This is a genomic window from Bacillus sp. cl95 (assembly GCF_900115925.1).
In the GTDB taxonomy this organism is placed as follows: Bacteria; Bacillota; Bacilli; order Bacillales; family Cytobacillaceae; genus Neobacillus_A.
Genome location: NZ_FOYF01000001.1, coordinates 214,536 through 233,703 on the forward strand (window position 1 = coordinate 214,536; position 19,168 = coordinate 233,703).

At 38.6% G+C, this 19,168-nt stretch carries 17 protein-coding genes; 4 read left to right on the plus strand and 13 right to left on the minus strand.

All coding sequences use genetic code 11. From position 1 onward, the window contains the following. Nucleotides 1-159: 159 nt before the first annotated feature. Together selB and coaW are read right to left on the minus strand one after the other, a co-directional pair. Nucleotides 160-2,040 carry a selenocysteine-specific translation elongation factor gene (selB, locus tag BMZ31_RS01140; RefSeq protein WP_090829892.1) on the minus strand — a complete coding sequence of 627 codons (1,881 nt, stop codon included), beginning with the start codon at nt 2,038-2,040 and terminating at the stop codon, nt 160-162. A gap of 71 nt (nt 2,041-2,111) precedes the next feature. Further along, a complete protein-coding gene (gene coaW, locus BMZ31_RS01145) occupies nt 2,112-2,915 on the minus strand; it encodes a type II pantothenate kinase (RefSeq protein WP_090829893.1) in 804 nt (267 codons plus the stop codon). A gap of 162 nt (nt 2,916-3,077) precedes the next feature. On the opposite strand from coaW, the gene BMZ31_RS01150 reads away from it, so the two are divergent. Beyond that, nucleotides 3,078-3,611 carry a DUF3231 family protein gene (locus BMZ31_RS01150; protein ID WP_254778543.1) on the plus strand — a complete coding sequence of 178 codons (534 nt, stop codon included), beginning with the start codon at nt 3,078-3,080 and terminating at the stop codon, nt 3,609-3,611. Between the two features lie 88 nt (nt 3,612-3,699). On the opposite strand, the gene BMZ31_RS01155 is transcribed toward BMZ31_RS01150, so the two are convergent. After that, the gene (locus BMZ31_RS01155; protein ID WP_090829895.1) at nt 3,700-4,011 is read right to left on the minus strand and encodes a hypothetical protein; all 312 of its coding nucleotides are present in this window, start codon (nt 4,009-4,011) and stop codon (nt 3,700-3,702) included. Nucleotides 4,012-4,222: 211 nt separating this feature from the next. Here BMZ31_RS01155 and BMZ31_RS01160 point away from each other — a divergent pair, with 211 nt between their 5' ends. After that, on the plus strand, nt 4,223-5,905 hold the full coding sequence (locus tag BMZ31_RS01160) for a GGDEF domain-containing protein (protein WP_090829896.1): 1,683 nt from the start codon (nt 4,223-4,225) through the stop codon (nt 5,903-5,905). A 255-nt stretch (nt 5,906-6,160) separates the two neighbouring features. Here BMZ31_RS01160 and BMZ31_RS01165 read toward each other — a convergent pair whose 3' ends face one another. Together BMZ31_RS01165 and BMZ31_RS01170 are read right to left on the minus strand one after the other, a co-directional pair. Next, a complete protein-coding gene (locus tag BMZ31_RS01165; RefSeq protein WP_090829897.1) occupies nt 6,161-9,298 on the minus strand; it encodes an AAA family ATPase in 3,138 nt (1,045 codons plus the stop codon). After that, nucleotides 9,295-10,440, minus strand: a complete 1,146-nt coding sequence (locus BMZ31_RS01170) for an exonuclease SbcCD subunit D (protein ID WP_090829898.1) — start codon at nt 10,438-10,440, stop codon at nt 9,295-9,297. Before BMZ31_RS01170 ends, BMZ31_RS01165 begins: the two co-directional genes overlap by 4 nt. A gap of 470 nt (nt 10,441-10,910) precedes the next feature. Here BMZ31_RS01170 and BMZ31_RS01175 point away from each other — a divergent pair, with 470 nt between their 5' ends. After that, entirely contained in the window at nt 10,911-12,224 is a 1,314-nt protein-coding gene (locus tag BMZ31_RS01175; RefSeq protein WP_090829899.1) for an arsenic transporter, read from the plus strand. 112 nt (nt 12,225-12,336) lie between these two features. Here the strand turns inward: BMZ31_RS01175 and BMZ31_RS01180 are convergent, their stop codons facing one another. The 3 genes from BMZ31_RS01180 to BMZ31_RS01190 form a co-directional block, all read right to left on the minus strand. Next, nucleotides 12,337-13,002: a DUF2642 domain-containing protein gene (locus BMZ31_RS01180; RefSeq protein ID WP_090829900.1), complete on the minus strand. Its 666-nt coding sequence runs from the start codon at nt 13,000-13,002 to the stop codon at nt 12,337-12,339. An 82-nt stretch (nt 13,003-13,084) separates the two neighbouring features. Next, complete coding sequence (locus tag BMZ31_RS01185) at nt 13,085-14,086, minus strand: hypothetical protein (protein WP_090829901.1); 1,002 nt, start codon at nt 14,084-14,086, stop codon at nt 13,085-13,087. A 129-nt stretch (nt 14,087-14,215) separates the two neighbouring features. Next, nucleotides 14,216-15,307 (minus strand): CotH kinase family protein, encoded by a 1,092-nt coding sequence (locus BMZ31_RS01190; protein ID WP_090829902.1) that lies wholly within the window; start codon nt 15,305-15,307, stop codon nt 14,216-14,218. A 453-nt stretch (nt 15,308-15,760) separates the two neighbouring features. Between BMZ31_RS01190 and BMZ31_RS01195 the strand changes: the two genes are divergently transcribed. Next, nucleotides 15,761-16,465 (plus strand): hypothetical protein, encoded by a 705-nt coding sequence (locus BMZ31_RS01195; protein WP_175477971.1) that lies wholly within the window; start codon nt 15,761-15,763, stop codon nt 16,463-16,465. Between the two features lie 103 nt (nt 16,466-16,568). On the opposite strand, the gene BMZ31_RS01200 is transcribed toward BMZ31_RS01195, so the two are convergent. From BMZ31_RS01200 to BMZ31_RS01220, 5 genes are all read right to left on the minus strand, one after another. Next, on the minus strand, nt 16,569-17,867 hold the full coding sequence (locus BMZ31_RS01200) for a UDP-glucose dehydrogenase family protein (protein ID WP_090829903.1): 1,299 nt from the start codon (nt 17,865-17,867) through the stop codon (nt 16,569-16,571). A gap of 90 nt (nt 17,868-17,957) precedes the next feature. Continuing rightward, nucleotides 17,958-18,158: a cold-shock protein gene (locus tag BMZ31_RS01205; protein WP_090829904.1), complete on the minus strand. Its 201-nt coding sequence runs from the start codon at nt 18,156-18,158 to the stop codon at nt 17,958-17,960. Nucleotides 18,159-18,364: 206 nt separating this feature from the next. Beyond that, entirely contained in the window at nt 18,365-18,508 is a 144-nt protein-coding gene (locus tag BMZ31_RS01210) for a YvrJ family protein (protein ID WP_090829905.1), read from the minus strand. A gap of 68 nt (nt 18,509-18,576) precedes the next feature. Next, nucleotides 18,577-18,795 (minus strand): DUF2922 domain-containing protein, encoded by a 219-nt coding sequence (locus BMZ31_RS01215; protein WP_090829906.1) that lies wholly within the window; start codon nt 18,793-18,795, stop codon nt 18,577-18,579. A gap of 80 nt (nt 18,796-18,875) precedes the next feature. Further along, nucleotides 18,876-19,094 carry a DUF1659 domain-containing protein gene (locus tag BMZ31_RS01220; RefSeq protein WP_090829907.1) on the minus strand — a complete coding sequence of 73 codons (219 nt, stop codon included), beginning with the start codon at nt 19,092-19,094 and terminating at the stop codon, nt 18,876-18,878. Between the last annotated feature and the right edge of the window lie 74 nt (nt 19,095-19,168).

The following is a 19,168-nucleotide window of genomic DNA, read 5'->3' on the forward strand; positions in this document are numbered from 1 at the left end:
ATCTTGCAAAACTCCATTGGAATCTTGCGAAAAACATCATGTATTTTGCAAAACTTTCATGTAATCTTGCCAAACTACTACGACATTACCCATCCCCGGTATTTCGTCAACAATCCGAAAAGAGTTTGAACACCACTTAAACAATCAAACCCCTTTCACCTACTGCCAAATACGCTTATTTTCGACCCGGTTAGTAATCCCTTTTTCATCGAGCCTTTCTAAGAATGGAATGATATATTTTCTCGATAATTCCAAAACATCCTTCGCCTCGCCAACCTCAAACTCGGCACCTGTTTTTTGACGCAATCTTTCTACGGCGTTGTTAAACGGCTCCACATGGTAAAAGTACTGATCATCGAGCGGTACGATCATACCTGACGTCTCCAAGAATCTCTTCATATCAGAAATCAATGTTTCAGGAATACCTGCATTTGTTAAGTATTCTTTAAAATAAAGTACTTTTAATCCATCATCTTTTAATTTTGAAAGCATATTTTCTGTGCGTTTCTGCCAGCTTTTTGGAACATGCGGCTGAAACTCTGCTTTCCCAACAAATTGCTCTTTTCTTTTAAAGTCTTCTTCAAGAATCCCTTTTTCCACTACATATTCTAACAATGCACGAGGAAAATCCTTACTCATTGACTGGATAAGTTCTGCTTTATTCATGCCAGGCTTCATCGGTTGTGCTTCATGGAATTCAGCCAATCTGTTGCCAATATCCGTCTTCAATTCTGAAATCAATGTCAATAAGGTATACTCTTTCCCATTAAACATGACGAACTCTTCATTCTTTAAGTTTGTTCTTAACGTTTCTTCATCTAGCGCCGTGCGTTTCATTAATTCATTGAGTGTTAAACTCTTTGCTTCCATCAATGCAGCATTCATGCGTTCAATGGGTGTTCCCGCTTTCTTTTTTTCCAATTCTTCAACGGTTTGTAATCCGAATCGATATTTATCACCACGAGGATCAATAACCCAACCTCCACCAATTGTTTCTTGCGGACTTGGTCGTCTGATGATGAAGCGGTCACCACGCTTTGTTAAGATTTCTTCATCTAAACGAAGTTGACAAAGAATTTCTTCATTTTCTTCCTTGAGTTCATTTCGGTCAAAAAAGACAATACGTCCCATGACTTCTGCTGTCCCAAGATGCAGTTTGATCGGCATTCTTTGCTTTACCATATAATCTAGATCTTCTACGACACGGATAGCAACGTCCATTGTCTTGGTCACGATAAAATGTTCGGAAGATACAAGTACATCTCCACGCACCAAATCGTCTTTAGCGACTCCTGAGAGATTAATGGCAACTCGCTGACCCGCGTGAGCTTTTTGTGCAGGCAGATGATGCACTTGCAATTGACGAGCGCGAACTTCAAGACCCTTTGGCATGATCATTAAAGACTGTCCTTCTTCGACCATACCTTCGTAAACCGTCCCTCGGACAACTGTTCCCTGCCCTTTTACCGAAAACACTTGATCGATTGGAAGGCGGAAAGCCCCCTTCACATCTCTCATATTCTGTTCGCTTAATTCCGAAATGATTAGTTTTTTTAGTTCCTCTGTCCCCTTACCTGACAGGCTGTCAACAAGAACAAAAGGTGCCCTTTCAAATACAGTACCTTCAAGTTCACCGTAAATATCTTCTTTTACTAAATCAATAAACTCTTCTTCCACTCGATCTATTTTTGTGATGGCTACAATCCCATTTTTAATTCCCAAGAAGCCAAGGATATCAAGGTGTTCACGAGTTTGAGGCATAACACCTTCATCTGCGGCAACGACCAACACAACAAGGTCTATTCCAGCGACTCCGGCAATCATTTGTCTAATAAACCGTTCATGACCTGGTACATCTATGACGGATATTTGAATTTCATTGTCTTCGTACAACGGCGCAAAACCGAGTTCAATCGAAATTTGGCGCTCTTTCTCTTCTTTTAAGCGATCAGTGTCAACGTTGGTCAATGACTTTGTCAAAGTCGTTTTGCCATGGTCAATATGACCTGCCATCCCAATCGTAAAAAAACGCTTTTCCATACGTCCACCTACTTTTACTTATCTACCACATAACTTTAGCTTTCTTGAATAAAATGTTCAACTCTTCTTTATCAAATTGAAATCATGGCACCAACCGCTCCGCTATATTCTCCTCCTGGTATAAAATGAACTTCCTGTCCGAGCATTTTCCCGTATGTAGATAATTTATTTTTAAAAGGAAGGTTTCCTGCTAATGTACTTCCAATGAAATAAACTTGGCTAGTTCCGTGAATGGTCGCATTTTGAGCAGTAAACAACATAATGGTTTCTGCCATCATATTTATTAGAGAAGCAACTAGATCTGATGGGGATTGACTTAGATTCATAGAAGCTTTCGCAAAGTTGCTCGCTGTCAAATTGCCGTCTAAGGGTGGTTCGTTAGGAGCATATATGTCACGGACAAGCAAATCGACATTGTCTCTTGTACCTTCAGTTGCTAGTTCGACAAGGTTCCGATATTCTTTTTCAGTGGATAAAATAGAGCCCAGCCCCATCAATGTCCCGCCGCCTATTCCGCTTCCAAAAACCCGTTCTTGTTTTTCATTGTTTATGAGGTGCCATGATGTCCCTGTACCAATATTAACGAGGAGAAAAGGATTTTTTGGAAGTTCGTTGTTCTTTTTTAATAAATGAACAGCTCCATTACAAGTTGCTTCAAATTCGTCAACCACACTGCTGCCATTAAAATATTGTTTCTGTAAATTTCCTGCTTTACCTCCCGTTAGCACAATATCAGCATCTGGAGCAGCAATCTTTAACCAGCTAAGAGCCTGTTTTTTTTCGTTCATTTGAAATTTTTTAAAATGAAGATTTCCTTTTTCTTGGTAAGTTATTTTCATTAAAGATCCGCCTGCATCTATGCCTATTCTTTTCATATACTCCCTCCACACCTTCTTTTATTCATTATAATTCATTTTTTTAACTTATCCTTATCACTTATTCAAAAATCTGGAATTCAGGTTTCTCGTGTATAGCTTTCAAAAGAAATTCAAATCATAATATTTGTGTCTAGTCCTTTTAAAGGAGAAAACATGATCATGAAAAATCTAAGGAGTGTGTTTATGGGAATTTTAAGCGGAAATCCACAAAATGAACCATTGCATTATGGTGAGGTATTTGGAGCTTGGAGCTATCTTTTAGCAGGAAAAGCGATGGTGGCTGGCTATCAAACTTTACTTAATCATACCGGGGATGGAGATTTAAAGAAACTACTTGAAGATGTCATTGATGCTGGAAAAACAGAAGCACACCAATTGGAAGAATTATTGAAAGCAAATGGTGTTGGACTTCCTCCTACACCACCAGACAGACCTGCAGCTGATCTTGAAAGTATTCCGGTTGGAGCAAGGTTTGCAGACCCTGAAGTAAGTGCAGCCGTTTCTGCTGACCTAGCAGCTGGCCTAGTGACATGTTCACAAATCATAGGGCAATCTATTAGGGAAGATGTTGCTGCTATGTTTGGTCAATTTCACCTGGCAAAAGCACAGCTTGGGGCGAAATTCCTGAAACTTAATAAAGAAAAAGGCTGGCTCATTCCTCCTCCACTACATCTACAAAAGACTGAAAAATAACATCAGAACACAAACAATATCGATCGATTTTCTTCTAAAAAAGCTTTGGATTTCCAAAATCCAAAGCTTTACTTCTTTCTATCATATCTTAGCCAGGAATATTTTCTCGATAGGCAGGTTCACAATTAATGCAAACGTTAACGTCATCTATTTCAATGATGTCTGCATGATTGTATTCAATTTGACACATCGAACACTCCACCATTTCGTCACCGTCTATCTCTAAAGCTTCCGGTAATGCATCATTGACAGTCAGTGCCTCCACCCAAATCCCGGAAGAATAGGGCATCTCATTTCTTAAATAGTTACCTGCCTCTTCTTCGGTCTCCCAAACACCTAGATCATATAAGAATTCATTTCCACTACCTGCATTTGTCATTAAACCATAAACGGATTTCATCTATAAGAACTCCTCTCTAGAAACAACTAAGTGTATAAGATTCTAGTTATGTTCATAAAATAGCCACATTTCCAGATTGTCAAACCACTGAATATGCTGAATTCTCACATATTCGTAGTAATTGCCCATAAATTGTCAGGTTTATTTTACTGAAGGAATTCAATGAAAATGGTATATTATATTACAAAAAGTTAGCTCAACATGAGATTGGATGAATCGTATGCCAAATACACAAGGAAATAAACTCATAAATAACGCATTTAACCATGCACCGATCGCATTGGCAATGATATCTCTTTCAGGCAAGTGGATTGCCATTAATCGTGCATTTACTCAAATTACAGGGTTTACAATTGAAGAGTTGGAAACAATTCCATTTTACGAATTGGTACACCCCGAGGATTTATTAGATGATACAAGTTTTAGGAGAAAATTATTAACCAAAGAGAAGGATTGTATTGTTCTTGAAAAACGTTGTTACAACAAAGCGGGCCATATTATATGGATGTCGTTGACGGTTTCCATCGTTTTTGACGAACAATCGGTACCGCAATATTACATCGTCCAGGCCCAGGATATCACGGAGCGCAAACAAGATGAGTGGAACCTAAAGACAAGCGAGCAGTATTACAGGACTCTGCTTGATCATTCACCAGATCCAATTTCTGTTTATTGTGGCGGAAAGATTGTTTATACAAATTACGCGGGTGCTAGAATGGTAGGCTTAGATGATCCTTCAAAATTGATAGGTCAAGAAATCTTTCCTTACTTACATGAAGATTATCACTTAATTGCTTTAAAGGTTATTAAAGAAGTATTTCAAACGGGTAAACCCGTTTACGATACAGATGTTAAATTGTTAAAGCAGAACGGAGAAGCCATTGATATCACTGTTTCCTCTGCTCCTACCACATTTCAGAAAAAACCTGCTATTCAATTAACCTTTAGAGATAATAGTTTGAAGAAGACGTTAGAGGAAACTTTACTTCATAGTCAAAAACGCTTGCGAGGTATTTTCAACATGACAGGCATCGGTATTGCCTTAATGGATATACAAACGCGCAAGACGATTGATTGTAATCCCGCTTTAGAAACTTATTTTGGCTATTCCAGGAACGAGATAGAAAAGTTATCTTTTGTTGATATCTCTCATTTAGAAGACATGGATCAGAGCAATCTTTTTTTTGAGCAATTGGTAAATGGTGAAATTGATTCTTATCAAATTGAAAACCGCTATATTCGAAAAGACGGTAAGGAAGTATGGGGCGTTTTAACAGTTTCAAGACTTGACGATATGAGTCAATATGCAATCGCTATCATTCATGATACAACTGCTACAAAAAAGATGGAGAAAAAACTGCGCGAAGCAAATGAAAAGCTTACTGAACTCTCGTATATCGATAGTGTAACCTCGATTTATAATCGTAGATTCTTCGATAATAGCCTAGAACGTGAGTGGAAGAAAGCAAAACGGACCAAAAGTACACTTTCCCTTATCCTGTTTGATATTGACCATTTCAAGCAGTTTAATGATACCTATGGTCATCAAAGCGGTGATGAATGCCTTTTTGAAATTGCTACGACGGCCCGTAACGTGTTGACGAGTTCTGCTGATGTCATCACTCGATATGGTGGTGAAGAATTCGCTATTATCCTTCCCGATACCGACTCTGGTCGTGCTAGAAAAGTAGCAGAGGAGATTAGACAGGCCATAGAAAAATTAGGTATTCCCCACAAAGCGAATTCAACTGGGCTCTTTGTGACGATAAGTCTTGGAGTAGCAACTTTAAATTCAGAAAATCCTATCTCTACACAAGACCTAATACTAAAAGCGGATTGTGCACTTTACAAGGCGAAGCAAGACAATCGAAATTGCGTTGAAGTATTTGTCTGATTGATATAGTTTCGAATTAATGGCAAAAAAAACCAAACCACCACGGTTTGGTTTTTTTACTAGGCTCTTTTCCTAAACTTTGTTGTTAATGTAACAAGAAAAAGCTGGCTTTAGGGCTTTTTCTATCCTAATTCCATTAGTAATTTAGAGTTTAGAATTTTATATTGAGGAAAAGAGCACGAAATAAGAATCTTTACGTGATGGTGATTTTTTCGTAAAAGCAACAATCAATGCGAAAACAGCCTTTTACTATAATCAATTGGTAAAGACAAACTCTGTTCGGCTGCCAGTTTGCATGGCGATGACTTCTAATCTTGCATCAATTCGTTCCTTAAGTTCAGGCACATGAGAGATGATTCCTACTAATCTTCCACTACTTTGAATCTCAATTAATGATTCGATTGCTTGATCAAGAGACTCAGGGTCTAATGTCCCGAAACCTTCATCAATAAACATCGTTTCTAGTGATACACCACCTGAATAGTTCTGAACAACGTCCGCCAGTCCTAAAGCCAATGCAAGGGCCGCTTTAAAACTTTCTCCTCCGGATAATGTTTTTACGTGACGCTCCTGACCGGTATATTGGTCATGAACCAGAAGCTCCAATCCGCTTTGAGCACTGCCTTTCGACCGGTCCTTTTTCCGTTCGAGATGATAGCGTCCACTAGTCATTTTTAGTAAACGAATATTTGCCTCACGTAGTATATCTTCTAAGAACGAAGCTAATACAAAGCGCTCAAAAGTAATTCTGTAACTATTTTGTCCTTTAGATATTTCGTACAAATGTCCAATGAGATTGTATCTATCTTCTAATGTCTTCATTTGTTCATTGAGCGCTTCAACCTTCGTGAGAATTTCTACATTATCCCTCTTTTTCATAAAGAGATCTCTATGCTCTTGATCAAGTGCTTCAAGTTCTACTGTGACCTTTTGCAGTTCCGTTTCAATAACTTGAAGTTCTGGCACTTGAACATCCTTCAACAAACTAGTTAATTGGTTGAATTGCGCTGTAACAGCTCCTAAGCGGTCACGGAATGAACGGATTTCTGTCTCGAGTATCTTTACTTCTTGTTCTGTCTTTTTCGCTGCTTCATAATCTCGGTATGTTGGAAAGCCTTGTTGAATCATACTTTCCTTGAAAGCCACCCTCTCCGTTTCAAGAGCTGCATTGCGGCTCTTGACAAGCTGTTCGGTCATTTCAACCTTAGTGGCAGCAGAGCTATGTTTTTCTTTTGTTCCAACAAAATTTTGCTGGGCTTTCTCCAAAGCCTCTTTCAAAGAAAGTAACTTTTCATTTGCATCTTTAACGGCATTTTCAAAGGAACTAATCGAGCGAAGATTTTCTGGAATAACGTGTAACATTCTTTTTAAATTCGTCTCTAGTTGTGTAAATTTAACATGTAGTTCTTTTAGTTCCAATTCTAATTTAAGCTTCTCAGCTTGCAGAAGCTCTCTCTTGTCTTCTGTTGCCTTCAGCTCTGTCTTTACACTTTCTATTGAATGAATAAGCGTAAATAGACGCTGTTGAACAATCTGAAGTTTTTCTTTCTCCATGGCCACATGGCTCTTCACATCGCTAAGATCTTCTTCTTTGAAATCTGGCCTTGATTTTATCACCTCTGAAAAATATGAAGTGACTTCTCTATCAGAAGACTGTTTTTCGGATTGCGCCTGGAAAAATTCTAATTCAGCTTTAGCTTTGGATTTTTCAGATAATGTAACTTGATGCTTTGCTGCCTTCAAATCGTCTTCATTTGGCAATTCTCCTGAAATAGCATGGGCAGGAGTTGGATGGTGTTCTGATCCACAAACAGGACAGTTCTCTCCTTGAACTAATCTTGTTGCCAATATGGCAGCTTGTCCACTCATCCACTTATCTTCAAGGTGAGTCAAAGTATCCCTTGCGTCTTGATAACGGCTTGCTTCTGTGTCATGAATATTCTGTTTTAGGTGGTATGACTGATAGAGATTCTTATTTTGATTAAGGGCTTTTTCGTATTTGTCTAAACGTTGGATTTCCCCTTCAAGTTGATCCATTAATCGCTGATTTTCTGAATAAGTCAGCTGTGCCTGTTCTATTTTAGCTTTTTCTTCCTGTAGCTGCTTTATAGTAGCTTCCGTTAAGTTCATTTCCTTTTCCACTTGCAAATGCCGTGTAGTTTTTAGTCCTAACTCATTTTTAATGGTCGAGTATTCATTTTGTAACAAGGCGAAAGAATAAACGTCTTCTTTCATGGTCTGTAATCTGCTGATTTTCTCGGCAACTTCAATTCTCTCATGTTCATTGGCAGTTTCTTTCTCAAAGGCCTCTTTTTGCACCTCTAAAACTCCTGACAACTGGCGAAGTTCCTCTTGCATGTTTGAAAAACTTGCCTGTGCTTCTTTTAATTCACGGTTTAGTCGATGACATAACTCTTCTTGTTTCCCAAGGACATCAGCCTTTTGTGCAAGACGTATTTCATCTTCTTTTTTTGAGTAATCACTCTGTTGTGATTCAAGTTGTACTTTAGTATTTTTCAATTCTTCCATAGAAGTGAATTGGTTCATTAATGTCTTAGCTTCAGTATGCTTTTTGATGATATCATCACGTTCATTTTGCTTGTTTGTTACTTCTATTTTCATTTCATCAAGCATCGAACTCATACTTTCAATTTCATCTCGCAACAAAGGTAAGATGACTGCATCATTTGTAATACCTTTTTCCATTAGTGAAATCAATTCTTCATTCGTATTAGCATGGATTTTCCGAATTGCCTCAGTCCTCGCCTGAACTTGATCTTCCACTGCCTTCTTTAATTCTGTCGCTTCTGTCTTTAGCCTTTCTTCAACCATCTTGAAAATTTGCGTATGAAACAGACGCTGAAGGATAACCTCTTTATCCTTGCTTTCAGATGTTAAAAGTTTACGAAATTCACCCTGAGGAATCATAAGAATCTGACGAAATTGATTGCTGTCAATGAGCATGATTTCTTTGATTTTCTCATCCACTTCACTTACTTTTGAAGCAATCAATACTTTCTCTCCATCATCATTCCACTTGTATAATTCTCCTTTCGCCCCAACAATCGTAGTGCCTTCCCCTGATTTTTTCTTTTTCTCTTGTTGAGGAGAGCGTATGATGTGGTATCGTTTATTTTTTAGTGTAAATTCGAGCGAGACCTCTGTAGTAACATCATCACTTGCAAATTGGCTGCGCAATTCTGGTCCATTACGGTCTTCCCCACTTGCTTTTCCGTAAATCGCATAACTGATAGCATCAAAAATGGTTGTTTTTCCTGCGCCAGTTTTTCCGGAAATAACAAACATCGTACGGTTTCCAAGACTTGTAAAGTCAATGGTCTCAATTCCTGCATAAGGTCCAAAAGCCTGCATTGTCAGTATTAAAGGTTTCATGTACTCCCATCCTCCTTCAGCACGTCTTGCAGCACTTGAGACATGACCTCTTTCTTTTCTTCCGAGAACTCAGATGTAGTCATCTCTTCATAAAATTGCTGGAAAAGTTCCAATTCTGATTTCTTTTCCCGTTGTGCTATGGCCACTTCCTGTTTCTTCTTCATATCTACAAGATCAATGCGCTTCTCCAGATGAAGCACGTTTGGATAAATCTGTCTCAATTTGTTGATTGGATCGATTAGTGCCCCTTCATCATGTAAGGTTATTTTCAAGTAATCTTCTACAGCTTCTTTCTGATAAAAAGAGGGGTCCAGCAATTCAGCAAGATGACCAGTTAATTCACGCATATCCTTTTTCGGTTTCAAGGACTTATAGCGATGTGTAAAGCTACCGTTCTCATTCATTTCAATGATGGAAACGGACTTAGTGTGCTTCGCTTCAGAGAAAGAATACTTCATCAATGATCCTGAGTATTTGATTGTATCGTGACGAATCGCTTCAGGACTATGGAGATGTCCGAGCGCTGTATATGAAAACGGTGAAAATAAGTCAGCATGAACACAACCAGAGGCACCCACTGACAACGTTCGTTCTGAATCAGACACCGCTCCACCTAACACGAAGGCATGTCCAACAAAAATATTGGGTTCATTTGGGTTTATCGTCTTTTCTATCCTTCCAATCAATGCTTTCATTGCTTCCTGATGTGAATGTATCCCATCTTCACCTAACAGTTGCCTTACCGTACCGGGTTCTGCATACGGGACTTGATAGAAGTTAACTCCATTTATTTGCACTGGATTAAATTTGTTTGTTAATTTACCAGTTAAGTAGAATTGGCTATGCTTGTACCATGAACTCCCAAATGATAACCGTTCTGCACTGTCATGATTACCTGAAATAGCAACAATTGGAGTCTTTAATTCAACATTTATTTTAAAGAGGATTTCGTCTAATAATTCAACGGCCTCAGTTGGCGGAACAGATCTGTCATATAAGTCCCCTGCAATCACAACCGCATCAGGTTTTTCCTCCGCTACTAAATCAACAAACTGCTGAAGCATGATTCGCTGGTCTTCGGTCATGTACACTCCATGGACAAGTTTGCCTAGATGCCAGTCGGCTGTATGAATAAACTTCATTTCTTTCACCTCTCCTAGTTCTAATTATGTTCTAATTATATCAAAGTCGTTCTCCTCAGACTTTATGAAAATGCAGGATGTTACAGAACACTTGTTCTTATACAGTTTAAATGAAATATTTATAGAAATACATCGGAGATTGTAAAAATAATTCCCATTAGCATAACTTAGCTCTTTAAAATTGATTTTTGCGTAATTCTTGGTGAATATCCGCATTGGAATATCTCTAACCCTCCCTTTCCTCATTGCAAAATTCCTCTCATTACATTTTTAATTAGTCATTCATGGAATTTACTAAAAATAAGGTAAATGCTTAGTACAAACTCCTCTATCCGCACGTATACATACATTACAGATATATATATGTGATAAACTCCGAGGAGGAAATTTGACCTACTTGCAGAAAGGAAGCGGGGTGAAAACATGAGTCAATTCACAGTAGGCTTTACAATTCTCTCTTTTTTGTAACGATGGTCCTTGTCCTATGGCGACCTAAAGGTTTAAATGAAGCGATTCCCACCACACTAGGAGCTATCCTCATTCTTATTAGTGGCAGTGTGACATTGACGGATTTGGGAGATATAAGTTCAAAGGTAACCGGTGCAGCCATTACCATCATTGCTACGATGATCATGGCCATTTCCCTTGAAAGTTTTGGATTTTTCCATTGGGTAGCCTCACAGCTCTTAAGGAAGTCACGCGGCTCCGGAATCAGGCTTTTTTGGCTAACCAATCTATTATGCTTTCTCATGACAGTATTCATTAATAATGATGGCAGTATTCTCATCACCACACCAATCCTCTTACTTTTACTAAAATACCTAAGATTTAAAAAACATGAGATGCTTCCCTATCTAATTAGCGGAGCCTTGATTGCAACGGCTTCAAGCGCGCCAATCGGCGTCAGTAATATTGTCAATTTAATTTCTTTGGAAATAATAGGAATGGATCTATATCTTCATACGGCTATGATGTTCGTTCCTGGTGTTCTCGGATTACTTTTTCTATCTAGCTTACTATTCTTAGTTTTCTACAAAGATTTGCCCCGTACGCTAAATATCCCTTCACATCATAGGCAAATGGACTTTACAAAAAAGCACCCCTTGCAATCAGAATCAGAACTGTCTAGTTCCATGCAAAACAACAAGCTTATGGTTTTGGTAATCGTATTTGTATTTTTAGTCCGCATAGGTTTATTCGTAGCATCCTATTTAAACTTCCCAGTCTCCATAGTTGCGGTAATAGGATCTGTTATCCTGTTAGGATGGCGGTGGATCTATTTAAGACTCAATCCTTTAGATGTTCTGGTAAAGACACCATGGCACATTTTCGTTTTCGCATTCAATATGTATGTTGTCATTTACGGCTTACACAATATCGGCTTAACAGATTTCCTCGTCAGCAATCTCGAACCAATGCTTGATGATAATTTATTTCATGCGAGCATTACGATGGGTACAATTCTTACCATACTTTCAAACTTATTTAATAACCACCCAGCCTTAATGGTAGGAACTCTAACATTAACGGAGATGAACCTGGACCCAATCATTTTAAAAACCATCTATTTAGCCAACATCATTGGAAGCGACATTGGATCATTATTACTCCCAATCGGAACACTTGCTACTCTAATATGGATGCATATCCTTAGAAAAGCAAAAGTGAAAATTTCATGGAAACAATACATTCGAGTCACAGCGATCACTATACCACCTACCGTTTTATTCACCTTATTATGTTTATACTTCTGGATTCGATTCGTTTTTGGACAAGGGTTTTAGGTAAATAACCATAAAGGATTTTGGCCTAGCCAAGGTCCTTCTTTCATTAAGATTGTAATCTTCATAATGTAAAAACCTTGTCCGCACTGACAAGGTTTTTTAGTAAGAATCTTTATGGTAAATGTACACTTTTCAAATGCATGAGTTTCCAATAGACAGTTTCTCCATTTGCAGTTGTTAACTGAAGAATATTATTGGCGAATCCTTTAAATACTCCTATTTTTTCCGGGTGATCACCCATATCAAAAACAATCAGTTTCCCGATATATTTTTGCAGCTGTTCATCAAAAGAACGAGCAAGTGGGATGTTGGATGGCATAACTGGAAGCTCTTCATGATTTAAGGAATATGGAGTGGTACTGTTACTATAGGGAGTTAACCATTTTAAATGGTGCATAGATATAAACATTAATTTGTAAATTGGTGAGTAAAAAACTATATAGTCATTCAGTACGCTTGTAATATAACCGTGTATCGAACGATTGCCAGTTACAAAAATTTCAACAAATTGCCCTTTTGCGTTATTCAAAGTTTTACGGTAGGACAACGGATCTGTGATATTTTGGATTGGCTGATCCTCTGGGGGAATTTGTGTAATCTCCGGTTCCGCTTTTTGTTTGATGAATTGCAGATGCAATATAGGGATGTACAAAAATTCATTGCCATTAAATATTACGATAATATCTTGCCCAAAATCTATTAAAATCCCAGAAAAGGACGTTTTTCCGGAAATCTCAATTTCCACCTCTTTGCCTAGCAAATTACTTAAGCCTTTCATTGGTTCCGCTCCTTTCGCCTACAGATATAAAAGGTGCACCAGTATTTTTACCAATGCACCGGGACCATATCGCTATGATCAATTATCTGTTTCGGCCTTTCCAGACGTAGTCAATCGTTTTTACTACTCGTTCACGATTAGACCTGCTAGAGGAGCCATCTCTACTGCTACGGCTTTTTGATTCTTTTTCGGAGTTGTTTTCCGTATTAGAGTTATTCTGAGCTGTTTGGTTTGCATTCGAATTGTCATTTGATTGATTTTCATTAGAGTTGTTGTTTTGGTTATTTTGTTTCAAGTATCCTTTTGGACCACCGCTGATGCTCTTAATGTGGTATGGATGGATTCGAAGCACTTCCTCGTTACTAACAAGAGTATAGTGTCCACCAGCATTCTCAACAAGTACGCCTTCCATTGCTTCAGGACCGCCCCTGTTGATTGATACCCATTGGTGAGAGAAATGCTTGAATACATCTTGGAAATTACCATCACTTACAAATCCAGGAATTTCCATTGTGTCTTCATTTGCTGCTGTATTTTCGTCTGAATTTCCATCATTATATTTGCTTACACTTTTCACATGATTTACGTTTGTATACACAATTCCATCGTCTTCTGTGTACATCACAATGAAATCGCCTGAAATACCTACGAGCTTTCCGTATTTCTTTTCAGGTCCGCCTTGATTTAATTGAACTGTCTCTCCCTGTAGTTCACTCATTACACCCATGAAGCTGTCAGCTGAAATATAATCTAGTTCTTCCTCTTCATCAGTAGACATCGTTACCATAGAGTTCGATTTGGAATCCTCACTAATGCTTTTCACATGCTGTACATTATAGTAAACAACCGTGTTATTGTTTTGGTTGTTAGACTGGGAATCACTGTTGGCTTGGTTATTGCTGTTGTTGTTATTGTTATTGTTATTGTTGTTATTATTGTTCTGTGCATAAAGTGTGATGTAATCAGAAGAAACATCTAGCAGCCTACCAGTTTTAGATTCAGGACCTCCTCTATAGATGGTTACATCTTTGCCTTTTAAAGCTTTTAGAAAAGAATGATATGAATCTGAATGATTTCTTTCCATTTATTTTATCCTCCCTATCAATTATCCATATTGGTTATTCATACTGCATGTATACGTATCTCGTAGGGGTATGGAACCTGTAAATAGCCCTTATTCTACAAAATCAACACATGCCTATAAAAAGTCCTCCTAATCCAGTTTATTTAACCTGCTTTTTAAGTACTTCCTTCTTTCTTCTATATAATCACGGATTACTTCTAGCTCTTGATCGAACGAAGCAACGCTTTCCTTTTTATACGGATCTTGTAAGATATAAGGTCGAATTGACTTTTGAATCATTTCAGCTCTCGGCATCATGAATTCTGTCGTAAATTGGTTTTCGAGTATCTCTTCAAGCATATCGCGGTATTTCTTCCTGAAGTTTGGAACATCAAGTAAACGGGCGGTTAATGTGTTATATCCAGTAATCGGTACATAATTTGCCTCCATCACTTTTCCATTTACATCACGCCCCCAGGTTGCATCATAGTCCCACGGAATTACTTCAAATAAGCCGGTCTCACCGTTACGGTATAAAGCATAATTATGAACAAAACCATCGTAATTTTGGCAAAAAATAATCCCGGCCATCCAACGAAAATACTGGTCAACGTTTACATATTGAGTAATTCGACTTTCAAAATCCTCTGGAAGTATCGTATTGATTTGATAAATCAATTCCTGGAGATGAAAATCATCGAGTTCTTCACCGCATTTCCTTTCATAACCTAGTTCCAATGATTTTTTTGTCTCTTTATCCAAATCGCTCATAAGCGAAAAATTAGCATCGCCATCTACCGCGTAAAAAATAGCACCACTCGGAAGTTTCCTTTTACTAAGGAAATTTTCATCAACAGATTCAATTTCCAAGTACACACCTTCTGTTTTTCCATTGATTGTAAGGATGACATGCCTAGATCTTGGAGCGAGACATCCGATTTCTGAAAAGAAGTCGAATGAAAGTTTATTTCTTATCATGGAAGGATCTTTGAATTCTGCATTTAAGTGAACTTGTTTTACACCTTTAAATTTTGTCGGACGAAAGAAGCCAATTTGATACGATTTTTTCAAAAAATCACGGATATGCGAGCCGCGATAGGCTACATCTATTTCTACTTTCTTCCCTTCTAACGTTAACTGCGCCGGAACTGGGTCATCAATCCAGATATCCCTTCTCAATTCCTTTAGATCCATTGGATGAATAAACATCTTGTATAAAGGCAATTGGGTATTCTCGTCCATCTTGATTCCTCCTTCCCTTATTCGTATGAGAAAAGGAGGACACTTGTCACTATAGGACAAAATCTTTTTTAAAAATTACGCTAATGCCTCATGCAATCTGACAGGTATCTACGTAATTTAGTATCAGGAAGCAAATCTGATGATGGATATTGAACATCTATCGACAGGCGCTTACCTTTTAGCTCAATAAAGGAGGAAATCAAGTGAGAAGATATAATAGTAATGATATCCAACAAGCTGCCGACCAAGTAAGAGGTGCTGGCTTTGGTGATTTCATGTTCCGAGATCCTGGTTCAAGAAGGAGGTCTTGCAAGAAGCAGACTGTTGCCAACACCAGTAGGCGTCGCAGCAACCGTCAAAACCCTGTAGTCCAAGGAACACAAAGGGGGTGTAGATCTCGCCAAAACCCTGTAGTACAAGGTACTTCTAGACGCCGTTGTTCTACTCGTCGCAGTGGAGCTGTCCAAGGTACTTCCAGACGCCGTCGTTCTACAAGACGTTGTTCTACTCGTCGTTCTTCACGTAGAAGCGGTCGTTCTACTCGCCGTTCTTCACGCAGAAGCAGACGCTCTACTCGTCGTTCTTCACGCAGAAGCAGACGCTCTACTCGCCGTTCTTCACGCAGAAGCAGACGCTCTACTCGTCGTTCTTCACGCAGAAGCAGACGCTCTACTCGTCGTTCTTCAAGATGCTGCCGTACTACTTGTGGTTCTACTCGCTGTTGCACTACTAGACGTCGCTCTTCACGCAGAAGCGGTCGTTCTACGAGACGCTCTTCACGCAGAAGCGGTCGTTCTACGAGACGTTCTTCACGCAGAAGCGGTCGTTCTACGAGACGTTCTTCACGCAGAAGCGGTCGTTCTACTCGTCGTTCTTCAAGATGTTGCTGTTCTTGTCGTACTTCACGTAGAAGCGGTCGTTCTACTCGCCGTTCTTCACGTAGAAGCAGACGTTCTACTCGTCGTTCTTCACGCAGAAGCAGACGCTCTACTCGTCGTTCTTCACGCAGAAGCGGTCGTTCTACTAGACGCTCTTCACGTAGAAGCGGTCGTTCTAGGAGACGTTCTTGTAGATGTTGCTGTCACAACAGATGTGATAACCGTTATAACACACAAAGAAGATACTGGAGAGACGGTAACATGTGGGAACTTAGATTGAATAGAGACTAATTTTCATGAAATAAGATGGCACAACCGATTGATTTGGAGCCATCTATTAATCCATGAGAAAAGGGAAGGTGTAGAACACCTTCCCTCCTTTATTATGATATATTATTTCGTCCTACACCTAACACATGCATTCCAGCTTCTTTAAGCTTTTCCAAGTCTAAAATATTTCGACCATCTATGATAAATGGTTTTTGCATCAAACTTCTAACTTCTTTCCAGTTCAAGTCCAATAACTCTTGCCATTCTGTTGCTAAAAACAAACAATCAGCATCCTTAATTGCATCTCTAATCTGATCGTGTTGTTTCACTTCTTTCTTCAAAAAATCAGGTAACTTTGCTACAGGATCAAATGCATGTACTTCACAGCCTATTTGCACCAATCTTTCAATTACCTTAATGGCTGGTGAGTTTCTAATATCAGTTGTATTGGGCTTAAAGGAAATACCTAACACAGTTATTTTCTTTTTTGAAAGATCAGGAAAGACACTTTTCATTTTCTCCACATACATATCTACCTGACACTCATTTACTTTTTTGACAGCAGATAAGATCTGAGTGTTTAGCCCTTGTTCTGCTGTAAAATGGAGCATTGCGTCAATGTCTTTTGGAAAACAAGACCCTCCATAACCAATGCCTGATTGCAAGAAAGAAGGACCAATTCTCGGATCTAAGCCAATCGCTTTTGAAATTTCATTAATGTCAGCCCCATAGCCATCACAAATCCTAGCCATTTCATTAATAAACGAAATTTTTGTAGCCAAAAAGAAATTATTGGCGTATTTAATCATTTCAGCCTCTTCCAAGTTGGTTACCACAAATGGTGCGTCAATTGATGAGTAAAGCTGCCTCATTAGTTCTTCTGAGATGGTATCTTCAGACGAAACACCTATTACCGTTTTACTCGGAAAGAGCATATCTCTAAGTGCCGAGCCTTCTCGTAAGAATTCTGGATTGGAGACGATATTAAAACTCCCATACGGTATCCCTGTTGATAGTAATCTTTTTTTCAGCCCTGCATTTGTACCAGGTGGTACAGTACTTTTGACCACAATGGTTTTATAATTCACCAAGGCATTCCCTATATCATCAATCACCCTATTTAGTGCGGATAAATCGCTCCTACCATCTTTCGCTGAGGGAGTTCCCACAGTAATCATTAAGATATTACTTTCCACAACCGCTTTTTCTAAATTGGTGTGAAAAGACATATTCTCCATATTTTCTTTGAACATCTCATTAAGCCCTGGTTCGTATACTGGCAATATACCTTTTTTTAAGGATTCTATTTTATCCTCATCAAGATCGATACATTGTACAGTATGTCCTAATTTAGCTAGGACGGTTGCAGTTGTTAATCCGACATAGCCTACACCAATTACACATACCTTCAAATGTTTGCACCTACTTACTACATGTTGTTCCATTATTATACGCAAAAAACAGCCCGACCGAAATGGTCGGGCTGTCGTACATAGTTAAGATTATTTTTTCGTTACGTTTGCAGCTTGTGGTCCACGAGCTCCTTCTACAACTTCGAAAGAAACTTCTTGACCTTCTTCTAATGTTTTAAAACCTTCAGATTGGATTGCAGAGTAGTGTACAAATACATCTTTTCCTTCTTCAGACTCAATAAATCCGAAACCTTTTTCTGCATTAAACCATTTAACTTTACCGTTTTTCATGTAAAAAAATCCTCCTATTGGCTCAAGCAAAAGCCGTGTGTTAATTCACCAAATCACAACGCATTTAGCTTTACAACTACTCCCCTTCCAACAATCTGAACAGGTTTTTACATAAATCTAACACGTGTATCGGTTGCTTATAATTTATCATTTTACTATCCTCTTGTCAATAAAAATTCAGTAAATTCTGATTATTAAACCTGTTTTCATGTTCTCTCTTTCAACCGTTCTGGAAGGCTTTGAATTGATTGCACAACTGTATCAAGCTTGGCTTCGATTCTGTAAAGCAAGTACAGTGTTACTACAATCGGAAACCCTACATCACTTATGAAAGGTATGAACTGTTCCATTATGGCACCTCCTCCCTTCTTATGAAATAAGAGAGGCTGCCCTGCATGGGATCAGCCCCTCTTTCATCTTAGTTCAACTCATATTCAGTAACATTACGCTCTACCACACGGGCTGATTTTGCCGAAACGAAACTGCCTGATGTTGTAAAGAATACATTCGCAGCGATAATTTGTTCCATTGATTGCTTAACAATCGCTGGTTCAATTGGTTCTTTAGGGTTATCCACTCCTAGTCTTACCGTTTTACCTGCTTCCGTAATAAATTGCATTTCTAATGTTTTTGCCATGTCATTCACCTCCCCTTTAGTTATTTTTTAGCCTTTTTAGTTCCCAATCACGATCGACCCTAAAAATAGCTATTTGGAATTTATCCGATGATTTCAGAGTTATCGGTTCTTTCAACGCTGCTGAGAACATCTTTACTCAATGAAGCGAGTGCATTTGCCGCCTGACTTAACTCATCTGCCGTCGAATCTTTCTTAATGTTGTTCAATGTTTTTGTTTTCAGAATTGGATTTCCTTTCTCATCCACTCCAACCTCAAAAACTAAGCGCAATTTTGTATCTCCTAACAATGCTTGTGCCATTGTCCCTCACCTCCTTTCACCTTTTATATAGTGTTTGAAAAGAGAAAAGGACATGGTATGGGCAAGTTTTTTTC

Bases quoted from the DNA above. Each gene is read 5' to 3' on its own strand.
- BMZ31_RS01175 (WP_090829899.1), top strand. From the start codon at position 10,911: ATGGTCCTTGTCCTATGGCGACCTAAAGGTTTAAATGAAGCGATTCCC.
- BMZ31_RS01155 (WP_090829895.1), bottom strand. From the start codon at position 4,011: ATGAAATCCGTTTATGGTTTAATGACAAATGCAGGTAGTGGAAATGAA.
- BMZ31_RS01185 (WP_090829901.1), bottom strand. From the start codon at position 14,086: ATGGAAAGAAATCATTCAGATTCATATCATTCTTTTCTAAAAGCTTTA.
- BMZ31_RS01210 (WP_090829905.1), bottom strand. From the start codon at position 18,508: ATGGAACAGTTCATACCTTTCATAAGTGATGTAGGGTTTCCGATTGTA.
- BMZ31_RS01160 (WP_090829896.1), top strand. From the start codon at position 4,223: ATGAATCGTATGCCAAATACACAAGGAAATAAACTCATAAATAACGCA.
- BMZ31_RS01205 (WP_090829904.1), bottom strand. From the start codon at position 18,158: ATGAAAAACGGTAAAGTTAAATGGTTTAATGCAGAAAAAGGTTTCGGA.
- BMZ31_RS01215 (WP_090829906.1), bottom strand. From the start codon at position 18,795: ATGGCAAAAACATTAGAAATGCAATTTATTACGGAAGCAGGTAAAACG.
- selB (WP_090829892.1), bottom strand. From the start codon at position 2,040: ATGGAAAAGCGTTTTTTTACGATTGGGATGGCAGGTCATATTGACCAT.
- BMZ31_RS01180 (WP_090829900.1), bottom strand. From the start codon at position 13,002: ATGAAAGGCTTAAGTAATTTGCTAGGCAAAGAGGTGGAAATTGAGATT.
- BMZ31_RS01170 (WP_090829898.1), bottom strand. From the start codon at position 10,440: ATGAAGTTTATTCATACAGCCGACTGGCATCTAGGCAAACTTGTCCAT.
- BMZ31_RS01190 (WP_090829902.1), bottom strand. From the start codon at position 15,307: ATGGACGAGAATACCCAATTGCCTTTATACAAGATGTTTATTCATCCA.
- BMZ31_RS01165 (WP_090829897.1), bottom strand. From the start codon at position 9,298: ATGAAACCTTTAATACTGACAATGCAGGCTTTTGGACCTTATGCAGGA.
- coaW (WP_090829893.1), bottom strand. From the start codon at position 2,915: ATGAAAAGAATAGGCATAGATGCAGGCGGATCTTTAATGAAAATAACT.
- BMZ31_RS01220 (WP_090829907.1), bottom strand. From the start codon at position 19,094: ATGGCACAAGCATTGTTAGGAGATACAAAATTGCGCTTAGTTTTTGAG.
- BMZ31_RS01150 (WP_254778543.1), top strand. From the start codon at position 3,078: ATGAAAAATCTAAGGAGTGTGTTTATGGGAATTTTAAGCGGAAATCCA.